Below are 16,951 nucleotides of genomic sequence, written 5' to 3' on the forward strand. Positions count from 1 at the left end.
GCTGACCGTCCGCCCGGTTATTGCGCGGAGCATGACCGAAATGTCCCGCACGTTCACGCCCGCCGAAATCGAGGCCCGCTGGTATGCCCATTGGGAGGAGCGCGGCCTGTTTCGCCCCGAACGGCCCGGCGCGGAGCCATGGACGATCGTCAATCCGCCGCCGAACGTCACCGGCAGCCTGCATATCGGCCATGCGCTGGACAATACGTTGCAGGACATCCTGGCCCGCCATGCGCGGTTGCAGGGCAAGGATGCGCGATGGGTGGTCGGCATGGACCATGCCGGTATCGCCACGCAGATGGTGGTCGAGCGGCAGTTGAACGCGGCCGGCAGCAAGCGGACGGACTTCACCCGCGAGCAGTTTGTCGACAAGGTGTGGCAGTGGAAGGCGGAGAGCGGCGGGGCGATCACGCGGCAGCTGCGCCGGCTGGGCTGTTCGATGGACTGGTCCGACGAGCGGTTCACGATGGACGATGGCTTCAGCAAGGCGGTGCTGAAGGTGTTCGTCGACCTGTATCGTCAGGGTCTGCTGTACCGCGACAAAAGGCTGGTGAATTGGGATCCGGGGCTGGGGACGGCGATTTCCGACCTTGAGGTCGAGACGCGCGAGGTGAAGGGGAGCTTCTGGCGGATTCGCTATCCGCTTGAGGATGGGAGCGGCCATATCGAGGTGGCGACGACGCGGCCGGAGACGATGCTGGCCGACATGGCGGTGGCGGTGCATCCCGAGGATGCGCGCTATACGGTGATGGTGGGGAAGCAGGTGCGGCTGCCGATCACCGGGCGGCTGATCCCCATCGTCGCGGACGAGCACGCCGATCCGGCGCTGGGGTCGGGCGCGGTGAAGATCACGCCTGGGCATGATTTCAATGACTTCGAGGTGGGCGTTCGCAGCGGGATTAAACCCGCCGAGATGCTCAACATGCTGGATGCCAGGGCCGCTGTCTGCCAGACGGCCGACGGGATGATCCCCGCCGAGCTGGTCGGGCTGGACCGGGCCGATGCGCGACGGGCCGTGGTCGAGCGGCTGAAGGCCGAGGGCTGGCTGATCCCGCATGTCGACAAGGACGGGGCCGAGCATGACGCCGAGCCGCGCACGATCCAGACGCCCTATGGCGACCGGTCGGGCGTGGTGATCGAGCCATGGCTGACCGACCAATGGTATGTCGACGCCAAGACGCTGGCCAAGGGGCCGATCGAGGCGGTGAAATCCGGTGCGATCCAGGTCGTGCCGAAGTCGTGGGAAAAGACGTTTTTCCACTGGATGGACAATATCCAGCCTTGGTGCGTGTCGCGGCAATTGTGGTGGGGGCACCGCATCCCGGCATGGTATGCCGAGGACGGCCGGGTGTTCGTCGCCGAAACCGAGGCGGAGGCACAGGCCGAGGCGGGGGCAGGCGTCGCGCTGACCCGCGACAATGACGTCCTCGACACCTGGTTCTCGTCCGCGCTGTGGCCGTTCGGTACGCTGGGCTGGCCGGAGAATGGCGACCGGACGCTGGGCGGCCGCTATCCGAACGACATCCTGATTTCCGGGTTCGACATCCTGTTCTTCTGGGATGCGCGCATGATGATGCAGGGGATGCATTTCATGGGCGATGTGCCGTTCCGCAAGCTGTACCTGCACGGGCTGGTGCGCGCGGCGGACGGGCAGAAGATGTCCAAGTCCAAGGGCAATGTGGTCGATCCGCTGGGCCTGATCGACAAATATGGCGCGGACGCCCTGCGTTTCTTCATGGCGGCGATGGAGAGCCAGGGCCGCGATGTGAAGATGGACGAGGCGCGGGTCGAGGGATACCGGAACTTCGCCACCAAGCTGTGGAATGCGGCGCGATTCTGTCAGGCGAACGGGATCGGGGCGAGCGCATCGGTTGCGGCGCCGGAAGCGAGCCTGGCGGTCAATCGCTGGATCATCGGCGAGACGGTGGCGTGCGTGCAGGCGGTCGATCTGGCGCTGGCCGAGCTGCGGTTCGATGCGGCGGCGAACGCGATCTATCAGTTCGCGTGGAGCCGGTTCTGCGACTGGTATGTCGAGCTGATCAAGCCGGTGCTGCAGACCGAAGGGGCCGAGGGCGGCGCGGAAACGCGTGCGGTGGCCGGATGGGTGCTGGATCAGATCCTGGTGCTGCTCCACCCGTTCATGCCGTTCGTGACCGAGGAATTGTGGCACGCGCTGGGCGAGCGGGAGCATGACCTGATCGTCGCCAAATGGCCGATGCCGGATGCGCGCTCGCTGGATGCGGAGGCGGGGCGCGAGATCGACTGGCTGATCCGGCTGGTGAGCGAGGTGCGGGCGGCGCGGGCTGAACTGAACGTGCCGCCGGGCGCACGGCTGGCGTTCCACCTCCGCGATGCGGGCGAGACGACGCTGGGGCGGCTTGACCGGCAGGCAGCGGCGATTGCGCGGCTGGCGAGGATCGACCGGGCGGAGGGCGCAGAGCCTGAGGGCGGCGCGCTGCAGGTGGTGGTGGACGAAGCGGTGCTGGTCCTGCCGCTGGAAGGCGTGATCGATCTGGAGACCGAGAAGGCGCGGTTGACCAAGGCGATTGCTGCTGCGGCGAAGGAGCGGGATGCGCTGGCCGGGCGGCTTTCCAATCCCAGCTTTGTCGAGCGTGCGAAGCCCGAGGCGGTGGAAAAGGCGCGGGCCGATCATGCGGAAAAGGCAGCGGAGGCGAATCGGCTGACGGCGGCGCTCGCGCGGCTGGGATAGCAGGACGTGCCGGTCGCGCTCAGAATACCGCGTGATCGCCGCGGTCGACGGTGACGGCTCCGTCCAGCACGGCGCGGTAGTGATCGAACAGGGTGTCGGTGCCGGTTTCCGTGGTGGCGGCTGCATCGTAGCGCCCGGTGACGGGATCGCGCACCAGCATGGATTCGGTGGCGTAATATCGGCCGATCCTGGCCAATTCGGCCTTGTCGGCCAGGGATGGGACCACCCGGCCAGCGACGCCCAGCCCGGCGATGATCCCGTTGAGCAGGCCGATGGGCACCGAGCGAAAGCGGGGCGGCCGACCCGTCATTGCGAACAATGCCTCGCCCTGTTCGCGCGGCGTGATCGCCGGGCCGGGGCCGCCGATCGGCAGGATGCGATTGGCGCGGGCGGGCTCCGTCAGGCAATCGGCGAGATAGGCGGCAAGATCGCGGTCGCTGATCGGTTTGCACGCCGTCAGCCTGCCGTCGCCGAACAACAGGAACGGCTTGCCGGCGCACACGCGGTCGATCTGGCCCGACAGCGATTTGAAGAAGGCGGTGGGCCGGACGATTGACCAGGCCAGGCCGGAGGCTTGCAATTCCGCTTCGAACGCCAGCTTGGCGTGCTGGAACGCCAGCAGCGGTTTCTGCACGCAGATGGCGGACAACAGGACGAAGTGCGCCGCGCCCGCCCGTCGGGCCGCGTTCAGCAAAGCGAGGTTGGCAGCATGATCGACTGCCCAGGCGTCCGATGGGGTGCCGGTGCGCGATGCCATGCAGGAGATGACGGCATCCACCGGCCCGTCGTTAAGCCATGTCAGATGACTGTCATCCGGGCTGGTCGGATCGAAGGGACATGTATCGATGCCCGCCGACAAGTCCGACGTTGAAGGACGATCCGGACGGGTCAGGCACAGGACCCGGTAGCCGCGCCGCACGAGTTCGGCCACGGTAGCCCTGCCTATCGTGCCCGTTCCACCCGCGATTACGACCCGTAGAGGCCGGGACGGCATGGGTTCCGCCATTCCTGCGGCTTCAGTTGGCGTGGCATCCATGCCGCGCGACTGTCGCCCATCCGCTGTCGGACGACAAGGGGAGGGCACATGGTCCGGCCGTCAGTCCTTCGTTCGGTGCATGCGTCCGCGCAGCAGCCAATAGGCCAGGCCGCCGGCGACCAGCGCACCGCCCGCGACACGCGCCGGGTGGAGCTGGGCCGCCAGCGCCAGGCTGGATTGCCGGACGAAGCGTGTCTGATTGGACGCCACGCGCCCGTCGCTGCGCGGTTCGAACAGGTTATCCGATGCGCCCGGCTCCGGAGGCTGATCATTGGTCTGGTTCCACCGGCCGAACAGCTTGGCGATCGGCCAGTCCGACAGGCCGGGCACCAGATTGCCGACGACGGTGGCCGACATGCCAGCCCCGCCGACCAGCAATTCGCGGCGGGGATGGGCAGCGGCAAAGCAGATGGCCTTTGCTACCAAGTCGGCGCTGTACAAGGGCGGCGGGATCTGCGCCGGTTTGCCGAGCCTGTTGCGGGCATGTTCGGGATAGGGCGTATCGATGCCGTGCGGCTTGATCAGGGTTACCTGAATCGGCGCCCCTTCCTGTTGCAACTCGCTCCGCAGCGCCTCCGTAAAGCCGAGCACTGCGTGCTTCATGGCGGAATAGGCACCCTGCAGCGGGGCGGCGCGTTCGGACAGAACCGATCCGACGTTGATCAGGGTGCCGCCGCCGGTCGCCTTCATCTGTTCGACGGCATGCAACGATGCGGCGACGGTGGCGAAATAGCCGACGTCGAACACCCGGCGCTGTTCGTCCAGCGTGGTCTGATCCAGCCGGGCGAACAAGGCGACGGCCGCATTGTTGACCCAGGTGTCGATCGGGCCAAGCGATGCCAAAGCCTTGGCGGAGATCCGTTGCGCTGCGTCCGCATCGGCGACATCCACCGCCAGATGGTCGGCAGTGCCACCGGACTGACGGATATCCGCCACGGCCTTTTCCAGCGCGTCACCGTTGCGCGCCACCAACAGTATTTTCGCGCCAGCCGAGGCCGCCATGCGGGCGGTGGCCAGGCCGATGCCGGACGACGCGCCGGTGATGACCATGACCTGCTGGTTCAGGGGTTTCTGCCGGATCATGCCGCCATCCCCGGCTTGAGGACGATCTTGGTATATTCATTCTGTTCGTCGCGGAAATGGCGATAGCCGTCCGCCGCCTGCTCGAGCGGCAGGCGATGCGAGATCAGGAAGGTCGTGTCGATCACCCCGTCCGAGATCATCGCGAGCAGGTCGGTCATATATTTCTGCACATGAGTCTGGCCGGTGCGCAGCGTCACGCCCTTTTCCATCACTGCCCCGATCGGAAACTTGTCAGTCAGGCCGCCATAGACGCCGGGGACCGAAATCCGCCCGCCCTTGCGCACCGACAGGATCGCCTGTTTGAGCGCCGATGTGCGGTCCGCCCCGATGCCGATGGTCTGTTTGGCGATATCGATCATGTTGTCGATGGCGAAGCCGTGCGCCTCCATCCCCACCGCGTCGATGACCGCATCCGGCCCGACGCCGCCGGTCATCTCGGCAAGCGCCTCGCGGACATGGGTTTCGCGGAAATTGATGATGTCGCAGCCAAGACCGCGTGCCAGTTCGAGTCGGCGCGGATAATGATCGATCACGATGACGCGTTCCGCACCCATGATGCGGGCGCTTTGAGCGGCGAACAGGCCAACCGGTCCTGCGCCCCAGACGGCAACCGTGTCGCCGGGTTCGATCGCGGCATTTTCGGCCGCCATCCAGCCGGTGGGAAGGATATCCGACAGGAACAGCACCTTGTCGTCGTCCAGCCCGTCATCCTCGATGACGATGGGTCCGACATCGCTGAACGGCACGCGGACATATTCCGCCTGTCCGCCCGGATAGCCGCCGGTCAGGTGCGAATATCCGAAGATGCCGGTCATCGGATAGCCATAGATGGTTTCGCCCAGTTCCTGTGTTTCGACCGGGTTGGAATTGTCGCAGGCGCTGAATTGCTGCTTGCCGCAGAAATAGCAGCTGCCGCAGGAGATGGTGAACGGCACGACGACGCGCTGACCGCGCTTCAAGGTCGAGCCCGGACCGATCTCTTCGACGATGCCCATGAATTCGTGGCCCAGAATGTCGCCGGGCCGGGTGCCGGGGATTACCCCGTCGAACAGGTGCAGGTCGGATCCGCAGATCGCCGTGCTCGTCACCTTGATGATCGCATCGCGAGGATTGACGATCATGGGGTCCGGAACCGTGTCGACGCTGACATTCTTCGTTCCGTGAAAGCAAAGGGCGCGCATCAGACCGTCTCCTCATGGTCAAGGCGGTTCTTGGCGGTGGCAACCTCGCCGGTTTCCATCAGCATCTTGAACCGCCGCAGATCGCGGCGCGACTGGATCGCCGGTTCGCGCTGGAGCAGGCTGGCTACCGCCTGTCCGACCACCCCGAGCGGCGGCTGATAGGCGATGACCAGTTCGACATAGGTGCCGCGGTCGGCCGGAGCATCGCGGAACGTGACGCGGCCCTCGGTCTCGATCTCCGACGTTTCGGTAGAGCGCCACGCGATCAGCTCGCCCGGCCGGTCCTGTGCAATGATGGTTTCCACGCTGACCGTGCCGCCGCCCGGCGCCTTGATCCGCCACCGGCTGCGTTGGTCGTCGATCCGCTCGACGGCATCCAAATTTTCCATGACCAGTGGCAGGTTGCTGAAATCCCGCCAGAAATCGTAAAGTTCGCTGCGCGATGGCTTGGCGATCAGTACCGTCTTGCCGGTGACCCGTTTGTCGTCCGATGGCTTGCGCCGGGCCGTTCGACCGGGCGCGTCATCATGCGATCCTGTGTCGCTCCGCGTGCGGCCGCCAATGGCCAATAGCCCGCCGACAGCCGCAGCCACACCGATGGCCGCGCCCGTCAGCGCCAAATTCTTGCGCTGCATGGGATAATCCCCTGTTTGTCCGGTTGTTGCGCAGTGAGCGCATCAGGCGGCCGAGGGTTGCCTGCAAATGAACGATTGCGATGAACGGAGGCGTGGGAGCGATCAACCGAGCCGTTCGGTGCGGCTGTGTCGGGTCAGCCTGTTCCTTCCTGCTTACGAGTGCGTCGCCACGCGATCGACTGGCGATTTAGGGCGGGCAAGTCCGCGGTCCCGGACCGCACCGCCTCGCCCAGTGCGACCGCCCGGGCAAGCAGGGCGGCATCGGCATGGGCATAAGCCGGGCGGCCGGCGATGTGATCGTACCAGACGCCGCCCGCCGCGTGATCGAGCAGCACGCGCTGAAAACAATGATCGGCGCGGATCGGCCAGCGGCGCTCGGCCGCGACCGAGGGCAGGTCGGTGCGGGTCAACGTCAGCCAGCGGGATTCGAGGGAGGCGCGGTCGGTGATCATGGCGATGCGATTATCCGGACGGAAGGCATGCGCAAAGCCCATGCCGTCAGTCGGCGCCCGAGCGCCGCTGGCCGTCCGCGTCTTGTGCGCTCGGGATCAGCAGGGCTGATCCCTTCGCCGACGCGGACGCGGATCAGATGTGGATCGGCTTGCCCATCACGGCCATCGCCGCTTCCTTGAGCGCCTCCGGATGGGTGGGGTGGGCGTGGCAGGTGAGGGCGATGTCCTCGCTGGTCGCGCCGAACTCCATCGCCTGAACCGCCTGGGCGATCATCGTCCCCGCGACGCTGGTGATGATCCACACGCCCAGCACCTTGTCTGACTTGGCATCGGCGATCACCTTCACGAAACCGTCCGGCTCGTGATTGGTCTTGGCGCGGCTGTTGCCCGCCATCGGGAACTTGCCGACCTTGATCTCGCCCTTTTCGCGCGCCGCTTCCTCGGTCAGGCCGATGCCGGCGATTTCGGGCATGGTATAGACGACGCTCGGAATCAGGTCGTGGTTCACGATGCCGTGCAGGCCCGCAATGTTCTCGGCGACCGCGATCCCTTCATCCTCCGCCTTGTGGGCCAGCATGGGGCCGGGGACGACGTCGCCGATCGCCCAGATGCCGTCGACGGCGGTCTTGAAGCTGTGGCCGACCTCGATCTGGCCGCGCTGGTTGACGGACAGGCCCGCCTTGTCGAGCGCCAGGCCATCGGTATTGGGACGGCGGCCGATGGCGACCAGCACATTGTCGGCGGTCAGCGTTTCCGCGTCACCCCCCTCGGCCGGTTCCAGCGTGACGGTCGCCTTGCCGCCATCCACCGTGACGCCCGTCACCTTGGTGCCGGTCTTGAACTCGATGCCCTGCTTCTTGAACAGCTTGAGCGATTCCTTGCGAACGTCGCCGTCGAAGCCGGGCAGGATTTGGTCGAGATATTCGACCACGGTGACCTTGGCGCCCAGCCGCTTCCACACGCTGCCCAGTTCAAGGCCGATGACGCCGCCGCCGATGACGACGAGATGTTCGGGCACCTTGGGCAGTTCCAGTGCGCCGGTGGAGTCCACCACCACCTGCTGGTCGACCTCGACGCCGGCCAGCGGGGTGACGCTGGAGCCGGTGGCGATGACGATGTGCTTTGCGGTGACGGTCTGCTCGCCCACGGTGACGCTGTGCGCGTCCGTGAACGCGGCGCGACCCTTGAGCCAGGTGACCTTGTTCTTCTTGAACAGATATTCGATGCCGCCGGTCAGGCCCTTCACTGCCTCCAGCCGCTGCGCGTGCATGGCATCGAGGTCGAGGCTGACCTTGTCGAACTTGACGCCCAGCTTGGCGAGCTTGCCGCCTGCCGCTTCCTCGAACAGTTCGGACGCGTGGAGCAGCGCCTTGGACGGGATGCAGCCGACATTGAGGCAGGTGCCGCCCAGCGTCTCGCGGCTTTCCGCGCACGCGGTTTTGAGGCCCAGCTGAGCCGCGCGGATGGCGGCAACATAACCGCCAGGGCCGGCACCGATTACCAGGACGTCATAGTCGTACGTATCGTTCGCCATCACTCACTCCATCGTACCCCTGCGAAAGCAGGGGTCCAGGGTTACGAGGGACGTCGCTTGGTGCTCTGGGCTCCTGCTTTCGCAGGAGCACTGGGAACGTCAAAGCAACGTTTCGTACCTATCCTTCCACTGCGGGTTGGTCTGCTCGATCAGTTCGACCTTCCAAGCCCGCTTCCATTTCTTCATCTGCAGTTCGCGGTAGCGTGCCGCTTGCAGATCGTCATGCGCTTCGAACCAGACCAGCGTCTTGCAGCCATATCGTTTGGTGAAACCCTCAACCAGCCCCATGCGATGCTGATATGCCCGGCCGATCAGATCGCTGGTCACGCCAATATAGAGCGTGCCGTTGCGATTGCTGGCCATGATGTAGACATATCCGGTCTTCGTCATGCTTCTCCCGGCCCGTGCTCCTGCGAAAGCAGGAGCCTAGGATGATCGAGGTCGGTCCCATGCTGCTCTGGGCTCCTGCTTTCGCAGGGGCACGGCGGGCTTACAAATCGATCAGCAGCCGGGTCGGGTCCTCGATCGCGTTCTTGATCGCGACCAGGAACGTCACCGCCTCGCGGCCGTCGATCAGGCGGTGGTCGTAGCTGAGCGCGAGATACATCATCGGACGCACCACCACCTGGCCGTCACGGACCACGGGGCGATCCTCGATGCGGTGCAGGCCAAGCACCGCCGACTGGGGCGGGTTGATGATGGGCGTGGACATCAGCGAGCCGAAGACGCCGCCATTGGAGATGGTGAAGGTGCCGCCCTTCATCTCGTCCATCTTCAGCGTGCCGTCCTTGGCGCGCTTGCCGAAATCGCCGATCGTCTTTTCGATGCCGGCGACCGTCAGGCTTTCGGCATTGCGGATCACCGGCACGACCAGACCCTGCGGTGCGGAAACCGCAACCGAGATGTCGGCATAGTCGTGATAGACGATCTCATCGCCCTGGATCTGGGCATTGACGCCGGGCATATCCTTCAGCGCCTGGCACGCGGCCTTCACGAAAAAGCCCATGAAGCCGAGGCGGACGCCGTGTTTCTTTTCGAACAGGTCCTTGTACTTCGCCCGCGCCTCGATGACGGCGGTCATGTCGACATCGTTGAAGGTGGTGAGGAGGGCGGCGGTATCCTGCGCTTCCTTCAGCCGCTTGGCGACCGTCTGGCGCAGGCGGGTCATGCGGACGCGCTCTTCGCGGCGACCGGGCGCGCTTTCGCTGGCGGCGGGCTCCGGAGCGGTGGCGGGGGCGGGGGCCGCCGGGGCAGGCGCGGCCGACTTGCCGGCAGCGGCGGCTTCGACATCTTCCTTGGTGATGCGGCCATCGCGGCCCGTGCCCTTGATGGTGGCGGGGTCCAGCCCGGCCTCGAGCACCGCGCGGCGCACTGCCGGGGACAGGGCGGCCGCATCGATATCCTGGGCAGGCGTGGCCGGGCTTTGCTGGCCGGCGGAGGCAGGGGCCGGGGAGGGCGCAGGGGCCGCGGCAGGCTCGGCCTTCGGCGCGGCGAGCGCGGCAGCAGCGCCGCCCGCCTCGATCATCGCGATCACCGCGCCGACCTCGACCGTATCGCCAACCTTGGCCATGTGATCGCCCATCACGCCGGCGGCGGGGGCGGGCACCTCGACCGACACCTTGTCGGTTTCGAGCGAAGCGATCGGCTCGTCGGCCGCCACGGCGTCACCGGGCTGTTTCAGCCATTCGCCGATGGTCGCTTCAGTGATCGATTCGCCCAGTACGGGGACTTTGACTTCGGTTGCCATGATCGTTTCCCGATCCCTTTTTCAAGCGTTTCAAGAAGGACAGCCCCTCAACAAGCTCGGGGCAAGCGGTCCTCCAACTATCCCTTGCGCGTGCGGCGCACTTCCTCGCGGACATTGTGGCCGAGCGCATCGGCGATCAGCGCACCCTGTTCCAGCTGGTGCCGCTTCATCAGGCCCGTCGCAGGCGACGCCGCCGCCGAGCGGCCGGCATAACGAGGCCGCTTCGGCTTGATGCCGGCATCGGCCAGGCACTGTTCGATCAGGGGTTCGACGAAGAACCAATAGCCGTTGTTCTTCGGCTCTTCCTGTGCCCAGACCACCTCTTCCAGATTGACCATCCGCTTCAGCCGAACGGTCAGCGGATCGCCGGGGAAGGGATAGAGCTGTTCGATGCGAACGATGGCCGTGCTCTTGTCCCCGGCCGCGTCGCGCGCTTCGATCAGGTCATAAGCGACCTTGCCGGAACACAGCACCAGCCGCTTCACATCCGCATCGGCGGGTGCGCTCGGATCGGACAGGATTCGCATGAAATGCGTCTCGCCCTGGAACTCGTCGGCCCGGCTGACCGCCATCTTGTGCCGCAGCAGCGACTTCGGCGTCATCAGCACCAGAGGCTTGCGGAAATTCCGGTGCATCTGACGGCGCAGCAGGTGGAAGTAATTGGCCGGCGTCGTCACGTTCGCCACCTGCATATTGTCCTGTGCGCACAATTGCAGGAAGCGTTCGGGGCGGGCCGACGAATGCTCCGGACCCTGGCCTTCATATCCGTGCGGCAAGAGCATGACGAGCCCGTTGGCGCGCAGCCACTTGATCTCGCCTGCCGCGATGAACTGATCGATCATGATCTGGGCGCCGTTGACGAAGTCGCCGAACTGCGCCTCCCACAGCACCAGCGTCTTCGGATCGGCCAGCGCATAGCCATATTCGAAGCCCAGCACGCCATATTCGGACAGCGGGCTGTCCAGCACCTCGAAACTGCCGTGCGGGATTTCCTTCAGCGGCACATATTTGTGCTCGTCGGTCTGATCGACCCAGACGGCGTGCCTCTGGCTGAACGTGCCGCGCCCGGAATCCTGGCCGGACAGGCGCACGCCGAACCCTTCGGACAGCAGCGATCCGAACGCCAGCGCCTCGCCCGTCGCCCAGTCGAACCCCTCGCCGCTGGTGAACATCTGGCGCTTGGCGTCGATCACGCGGGTCAGCGTCTTGTGGATCTGGATGCTGTCCGGAACCTCGGTCAGGGTGCGGCCAAGGCTATCGAACAGCTTCTTGTCGATACCGGTATCCACCGCGCGGCGTGCGCTTTCGGGATCGGCGGGGGCGGACAAGCCCGACCAGCGTCCGGCGAACCAGTCCGCCTTGTTCGGCTTGTAATTGGCCCCGGCCTTGAACTCTTCCTCCAGCAGGTCGGTGAACTGCTGCACCTTGCCGGATACGAAGCTGTCGTCGATCACCTTCTGGCCAGCCAGCTTCCTGCCATAGACGTCGCTGACCGGCGGGTGCTGGCGGATCTTCGCGTACATCAGCGGCTGAGTGAAGCTCGGCTCGTCGCCCTCGTTATGGCCGAAGCGGCGATAGCACCACATGTCGATCACAATGTCGCGGTGGAACTTCTGCCGGAACTCGATCGCCATCTTGCAGGCAAAGGTCACCGCTTCCGGATCATCGCCATTGACATGCAGGATCGGTGCCTGGACCCCCTTGGCCACATCCGACGGATAGGGGGAGGAGCGGGCGAATTGCGGCGAGGTGGTGAAGCCCACCTGGTTGTTGATGATGAAGTGGACGCAGCCACCGGTGTTGTAGCCGCGGATGCCGGAAAAGCCGAGGCATTCCCAGACGATGCCCTGACCGGCGAACGCCGCGTCGCCGTGGATCAGCACCGGCAGCACCTGCTCGTGCGCCTCAAGGTCGCCGCGCATTGTCTGAAGCGCGCGCACCTTGCCCAGCACGACGGGATCGACCGCTTCCAGGTGCGACGGGTTGGCGACCAGCGACATGTGCACGGTGGTGCCGTCGAATTCACGGTCGGTGCTGGAGCCGAGGTGATATTTGACGTCGCCCGAACCGCCGATCTCATCGGGGTTGGCCGATCCGCCCGCAAATTCATGGAAGATGACGCGGTATGGCTTGCCCATCACATTGGCGAGCATGTTGAGCCGTCCGCGATGCGCCATGCCATAGACGATTTCGCGCACGCCCATCTGGCCGCCATATTTGATGATGGCTTCCATTGCGGGGATCATCGCTTCGCCGCCGTCCAGGCCGAAACGCTTGGTGCCGACATATTTCTTGCCGAGGAACTTTTCCCACTGCTCGGCCTCGATCACCTTGGACAGGATCGCCTTCTTGCCCTCCGGCGTGAAATCGATCGCCTTGTCCTGGCCCTCGATCCGTTCCTGCAGGAAACGGCGTTCCTCGACATCGGCGATGTGCATATATTCCAGGCCGACATTGCCGCAGTAATTGCGGCGCAGCGTATCGACCAGTTCGCGCACCGTTGCGGTCTGCAGGCCAAGCGCGCCGCCCAGATATACCGGGCGGTCGACCTCGCTGTCGGGGAACCCATGATATTCGGTCTTCAGATCGTCCGGCAGGTCGCGGTTCGACAGGCCGAGCGGATCGAGATTGGCGGCAAGGTGGCCGCGCACCCGGTAGGTGCGAATGAGCATCATCGCGCGGATGGAATCGCCCGCGGCCTTTGCGATCTGATCGGCCGACGGCGCGGCAGCAGGGGCCGCCTTTGGCGCGGCACCGGGCTTGGCGGGTTTGGGCGCCGGCTCCATCTGGGTCGGGTCCAGCCCGGCGGTCAGCGCATCGGTATCGGTCAGCGGCCAGCCCTTGCGCTGCCAGCTCGGCCCGGAAACGGCGTTTTCCAGGCCGTCGAACCAAGCCTGCCAGCCCGGCTCTACCGAGGCGGGATCCTGCCGATACCTGGCGTAGAGCGATTCGACGAACGCGGGGCTCACCCCTGCGACCGCATCGAAATCCAGACCTTCGTAACCCATTTCATCCTCCATCCCTCTCCCGCTGGCGGGAGAGGGTTGCGCAGACTTAGGCCAGAAAGGCCTTAGTCGGAGCTGGGTGAGGGTGGGTTTGCAATGCCAGCAAAGGCCACCCTCATCCAACTGCACCTAGGCGCTTACAGCGCCAAGGTTTCGTATCCTTCTCCCGCTGGCGGGAGAAGGATTAGTGGCTTAACCCTTCAACACCTCGACCAGCGTTTCGCCCAGCAGCGACGGGCTGGCCGAAACCTTGATGCCGGCCGCTTCCATCGCGGCGATCTTGCTTTCGGCATCGCCCTTGCCGCCGGAGACGATCGCGCCGGCATGGCCCATGCGACGGCCCGGAGGGGCCGTGCGACCCGCGATGAAGCCGGCCATCGGCTTCTTGCGGCCGCGCTTGGCCTCGTCGATCAGGAACTGCGCCGCCTGCTCCTCGGCATCGCCGCCGATTTCGCCGATCATGATGATCGACTGAGTGGCGTCGTCGGCCAGGAACAGTTCCAGCACGTCGATGAAATTGGTGCCGTTGACCGGATCGCCGCCGATGCCGACCGCCGTCGTCTGACCCAGACCCGCATTGGTGGTCTGGAACACGGCTTCATAGGTCAGCGTGCCTGAACGGCTGACAACGCCGACGCTGCCCTTGGAAAAGATGCTGCCGGGCATGATGCCGATCTTGCATTCGCCGGGGGTGAGCACGCCAGGGCAGTTCGGGCCGATCAGCCGCGACTTCGATCCCGACAGCGCACGCTTGACGCGGACCATGTCGAGGACCGGGATGCCTTCGGTGATCGCGACGATCAGCGGCACTTCCGCGTCGATCGCCTCCAGAATGGAATCGGCGGCGAAGGGCGGCGGAACATAGATGACGGACGCGGTGGCGCCGGTCTTTGCGACGGCTTCCGCGACGGTGTCGAAATTGGGCAGGCCCAGTTCCTCATGGATCGTGCCGCCCTTGCCGGGCGTGACGCCGCCAACCATCTGCGTGCCGTAATCCAGCGCCGCCTTGGTATGGAAAGTGCCTGTCTTGCCGGTCATCCCCTGGGTGATGACCTTGGTGTTCTTGTCGACGAGGATGCTCATCTAGTCTTCGCTCCCTTGTTCCCCGGGGTTCCCCGGGGCAGCGCTAATTTCAGGCCAGGCTCTCGTCGATGCCCTTGCAGGCGACCAGCAGTTCCTTGACCGCGTCGATGCTGACCTGAAGGTTGCCCTTGGCCTCGTCCGACAGGGCGATTTCGATCACCTTTTCCACGCCGCCCGCGCCGATGATGACGGGGACGCCGACATACAGGTCATCCACGCCGTACTGGCCGGTCAGGTGCGCGGCTGCGGGCAGGACGCGCTTCTGGTCGAACAGATAGCTTTCCGCCATGGCGATGCCGCTGGTGGCGGGCGCATAGAAGGCCGAACCGGTCTTGAGCAGGCCGACGATCTCGCCGCCGCCCGAACGGGTGCGCTGGACGATCGCGTCGATCCGCTCCTGCGTGGAAAAGCCCATCGCGATCATGTCGGCGACCGGGATGCCGCCGATGGTCGAATATTCGAGCACGGGGACCATGGTGTCGCCGTGTCCGCCGAGCACGAAGCTGGTCACGTCCTTGACCGACACCTTGAACTCGTCGGCCAGGAAATGGCTGAAACGGCTGGAATCGAGCACGCCCGCCATGCCGACCACCATATGATGCGGCAGGCCGGAAAATTCGCGCAGCGCCCACACCATCGCGTCGAGCGGGTTGGTGATGCAGATGACGAACGCGTCGGGGGCGTTGGCGGCGATGCCTTCGCCGACCGCCTTCATCACCTTCAGGTTGATGCCGAGCAGATCGTCGCGGCTCATCCCCGGCTTGCGGGCGACACCGGCGGTGACGATGATGACGTCGGCGCCCGCAATGTCGGCATAGTCGTTGGTGCCGGTGATCGTGGCGTCGAAACCCTCGACGGGCGCGCACTGCGACAGGTCAAGCGCCTTGCCCTGGGGCACGCCCTCTACCACGTCGAACAGGACGATATCGCCCAGTCCCTTCAGCGCTGCGAGATGGGCGAGCGTGCCGCCGATATTGCCAGCGCCGATCAGCGCGATCTTCTTGCGAGCCATGGGTCTCCCTTTTCTGGCCGGTGCGGGCACTCTCCACGGCCCGCGGAAACGGGTGCGGCTTAGGCGCTTTGATAAGGCCGGGCAACTAAAGAATCGTGAAAAGACCGGAAATCTTTGCACATGCGAACGATGTGCAATAACGCTGGATTTGGGTCGGATGCAACGTGACAGGGCAAGATGGCCATGGCATGAACGGCGCGAGTTCAAGCGCGTTCGGAGGTCAAGCCATGCGGATACGGGGCGGAACGATTGGCATGGGGGTTGCTCTGGCGGCCATGTGCGCGGCGGCGGTGGCTGCCAGCGCCGGGGAAGCCGATCCGGCAGCGCGCGTCCGGGCGCCGGCGCTGGCGGAAGTCGAAACCGTCGTGGTGGCGGACGGCACGCCGATGCCGCGCTTTCGCGTCGATGCCGCTTGGCCCACGATGCCCGCCGACCTGATGCTGGGTCAGGTTTCCGGCGTGGCGGTGGACGGTGATGACGATGTCTGGGTGGTGCACCGTCCCCATTCGCTTGGGCCGACCGATACCGGTGCCGCGCAGACCCCGCCGATCGCCGTCTGCTGCAAGCCCGCGCCGACGGTGGTGCGCTTCAGCCGGGATGGGGCCTATCTGGCCGGATGGGGCCTGCCCGACACCGGACCGGTGCTGGACGGGGTGAACCAGTGGCCGAAGAGCATTCACGGTGTCTATGTCGATGCGGCCAAGACCGTGTGGTTCGGCGGCAATGGCGATGGCGACCATGCCGTCCTCAACTTCACCGCCGACGGCAAGTTCATCCGCGCCTATGGCCGCCGCGACAAGACCGGCGGGAACGAGGATCTGAGCAGCCTGGGCAACCCGGCCGACGTGTTCCACGAAGATGGCGAATTGCTGATCGCGGATGGGTACAAGAACAAGCGGATCATCGGTTTCGACAGCCGGACCAATCGCAACACGGCGGCCTTCGGTGCCTATGCCAGCCCGCCGGCAGGTCCGGCGCGCGCAGGCAATTTCGATCAGAGCCAGGCGACCAGCACCGGCGATGGCGGGGCCAACCCGGCTTCGAAGAGCTTCGGCGATATCGTGCATTGCATCGTCAAGACGAAGGACGAGCATTATTATGTCTGCGACCGGCGCAACAATCGCGCCCAGCTGTACCGCAAGCGCGCGGGCAAGTTCGAGTTCGTCCGCGACCTGGTGATCGCTCCGGAAACGGGCGGCACCCGCACCGTCACCGACATCGCGATGAGCCCGGACGAAAAATATCTCTATGTCGCCGACATGATGAACGGGCGCATCTGGATCCTGCTGCGCGAAACGCATCAGGTGCTGGGCGCCATCGGGCGAAACGGGCGTCAAGCGGGCGAGTTCATCTGGCTGCACAGCATCGACACGGATTCGCAGGGCAATATCTATGCGACCGAGGTGAACACGGGTCGCCGCGTCCAGAAATTCGTGTTCGAGGGTGTGCGATAAGGACTAACATCCTCTCCCT

13 protein-coding genes are annotated in these 16,951 nt (G+C 65.3%); 2 read left to right on the forward strand and 11 right to left on the reverse strand.

The features are described from left to right. Positions 1-31 precede the first annotated feature (31 nt). Positions 32-2,710, forward strand: coding sequence for a valine--tRNA ligase (locus tag ACPVPU_RS08550; protein WP_448657510.1), 2,679 nt, complete (start codon positions 32-34; stop codon positions 2,708-2,710). A 19-nt stretch (positions 2,711-2,729) separates the two neighbouring features. On the opposite strand, the gene ACPVPU_RS08555 is transcribed toward ACPVPU_RS08550, so the two are convergent. The 11 genes from ACPVPU_RS08555 to mdh form a co-directional block, all read right to left on the reverse strand. Next, the gene (locus ACPVPU_RS08555; protein ID WP_448657511.1) at positions 2,730-3,746 is read right to left on the reverse strand and encodes an NAD(P)H-binding protein; all 1,017 of its coding nucleotides are present in this window, start codon (positions 3,744-3,746) and stop codon (positions 2,730-2,732) included. A gap of 60 nt (positions 3,747-3,806) precedes the next feature. Continuing rightward, on the reverse strand, positions 3,807-4,829 hold the full coding sequence (locus ACPVPU_RS08560; protein WP_448657512.1) for an SDR family oxidoreductase: 1,023 nt from the start codon (positions 4,827-4,829) through the stop codon (positions 3,807-3,809). Then, positions 4,826-6,010, reverse strand: a complete 1,185-nt coding sequence (locus tag ACPVPU_RS08565) for a zinc-dependent alcohol dehydrogenase (RefSeq protein ID WP_448657513.1) — start codon at positions 6,008-6,010, stop codon at positions 4,826-4,828. Before ACPVPU_RS08565 ends, ACPVPU_RS08560 begins: the two co-directional genes overlap by 4 nt. Beyond that, positions 6,010-6,645 (reverse strand): SRPBCC family protein, encoded by a 636-nt coding sequence (locus ACPVPU_RS08570; protein ID WP_448657514.1) that lies wholly within the window; start codon positions 6,643-6,645, stop codon positions 6,010-6,012. The genes ACPVPU_RS08565 and ACPVPU_RS08570 overlap by 1 nt, the downstream gene beginning before the upstream one ends. Positions 6,646-6,779: 134 nt before the next feature. Further along, positions 6,780-7,097, reverse strand: a complete 318-nt coding sequence (locus tag ACPVPU_RS08575; RefSeq protein ID WP_448657515.1) for a GCN5-related N-acetyltransferase — start codon at positions 7,095-7,097, stop codon at positions 6,780-6,782. A gap of 133 nt (positions 7,098-7,230) precedes the next feature. Beyond that, positions 7,231-8,631: a dihydrolipoyl dehydrogenase gene (gene lpdA / locus ACPVPU_RS08580; protein WP_448657516.1), complete on the reverse strand. Its 1,401-nt coding sequence runs from the start codon at positions 8,629-8,631 to the stop codon at positions 7,231-7,233. Between the two features lie 99 nt (positions 8,632-8,730). Continuing rightward, positions 8,731-9,021, reverse strand: coding sequence for a GIY-YIG nuclease family protein (locus tag ACPVPU_RS08585; RefSeq protein ID WP_448657517.1), 291 nt, complete (start codon positions 9,019-9,021; stop codon positions 8,731-8,733). Positions 9,022-9,121: 100 nt separating this feature from the next. After that, complete coding sequence (odhB, locus tag ACPVPU_RS08590) at positions 9,122-10,378, reverse strand: 2-oxoglutarate dehydrogenase complex dihydrolipoyllysine-residue succinyltransferase (RefSeq protein WP_448657518.1); 1,257 nt, start codon at positions 10,376-10,378, stop codon at positions 9,122-9,124. Between the two features lie 77 nt (positions 10,379-10,455). Then, positions 10,456-13,386, reverse strand: a complete 2,931-nt coding sequence (locus tag ACPVPU_RS08595; protein WP_448657519.1) for a 2-oxoglutarate dehydrogenase E1 component — start codon at positions 13,384-13,386, stop codon at positions 10,456-10,458. 189 nt (positions 13,387-13,575) lie between these two features. Beyond that, positions 13,576-14,466, reverse strand: a complete 891-nt coding sequence (gene sucD / locus ACPVPU_RS08600) for a succinate--CoA ligase subunit alpha (protein ID WP_448657520.1) — start codon at positions 14,464-14,466, stop codon at positions 13,576-13,578. Between the two features lie 49 nt (positions 14,467-14,515). Beyond that, on the reverse strand, positions 14,516-15,478 hold the full coding sequence (gene mdh / locus ACPVPU_RS08605) for a malate dehydrogenase (RefSeq protein WP_448657521.1): 963 nt from the start codon (positions 15,476-15,478) through the stop codon (positions 14,516-14,518). A 266-nt stretch (positions 15,479-15,744) separates the two neighbouring features. Between mdh and ACPVPU_RS08610 the strand changes: the two genes are divergently transcribed. After that, the gene (locus ACPVPU_RS08610; RefSeq protein WP_448660454.1) at positions 15,745-16,932 is read left to right on the forward strand and encodes a hypothetical protein; all 1,188 of its coding nucleotides are present in this window, start codon (positions 15,745-15,747) and stop codon (positions 16,930-16,932) included. Positions 16,933-16,951: the final 19 nt, after the last annotated feature.

The organism is Sphingomonas paludis (assembly GCF_053502515.1).

Coding starts and splice junctions, on each gene's coding strand:
- ACPVPU_RS08550 (WP_448657510.1), top strand. CDS start 32: ATGACCGAAATGTCCCGCACGTTCACGCCCGCCGAAATCGAGGCCCGC.
- ACPVPU_RS08555 (WP_448657511.1), bottom strand. CDS start 3,746: ATGGATGCCACGCCAACTGAAGCCGCAGGAATGGCGGAACCCATGCCG.
- ACPVPU_RS08560 (WP_448657512.1), bottom strand. CDS start 4,829: ATGATCCGGCAGAAACCCCTGAACCAGCAGGTCATGGTCATCACCGGC.
- ACPVPU_RS08565 (WP_448657513.1), bottom strand. CDS start 6,010: ATGCGCGCCCTTTGCTTTCACGGAACGAAGAATGTCAGCGTCGACACG.
- ACPVPU_RS08570 (WP_448657514.1), bottom strand. CDS start 6,645: ATGCAGCGCAAGAATTTGGCGCTGACGGGCGCGGCCATCGGTGTGGCT.
- ACPVPU_RS08575 (WP_448657515.1), bottom strand. CDS start 7,097: ATGATCACCGACCGCGCCTCCCTCGAATCCCGCTGGCTGACGTTGACC.
- lpdA (WP_448657516.1), bottom strand. CDS start 8,631: ATGGCGAACGATACGTACGACTATGACGTCCTGGTAATCGGTGCCGGC.
- ACPVPU_RS08585 (WP_448657517.1), bottom strand. CDS start 9,021: ATGACGAAGACCGGATATGTCTACATCATGGCCAGCAATCGCAACGGC.
- odhB (WP_448657518.1), bottom strand. CDS start 10,378: ATGGCAACCGAAGTCAAAGTCCCCGTACTGGGCGAATCGATCACTGAA.
- ACPVPU_RS08595 (WP_448657519.1), bottom strand. CDS start 13,386: ATGGGTTACGAAGGTCTGGATTTCGATGCGGTCGCAGGGGTGAGCCCC.
- sucD (WP_448657520.1), bottom strand. CDS start 14,466: ATGAGCATCCTCGTCGACAAGAACACCAAGGTCATCACCCAGGGGATG.
- mdh (WP_448657521.1), bottom strand. CDS start 15,478: ATGGCTCGCAAGAAGATCGCGCTGATCGGCGCTGGCAATATCGGCGGC.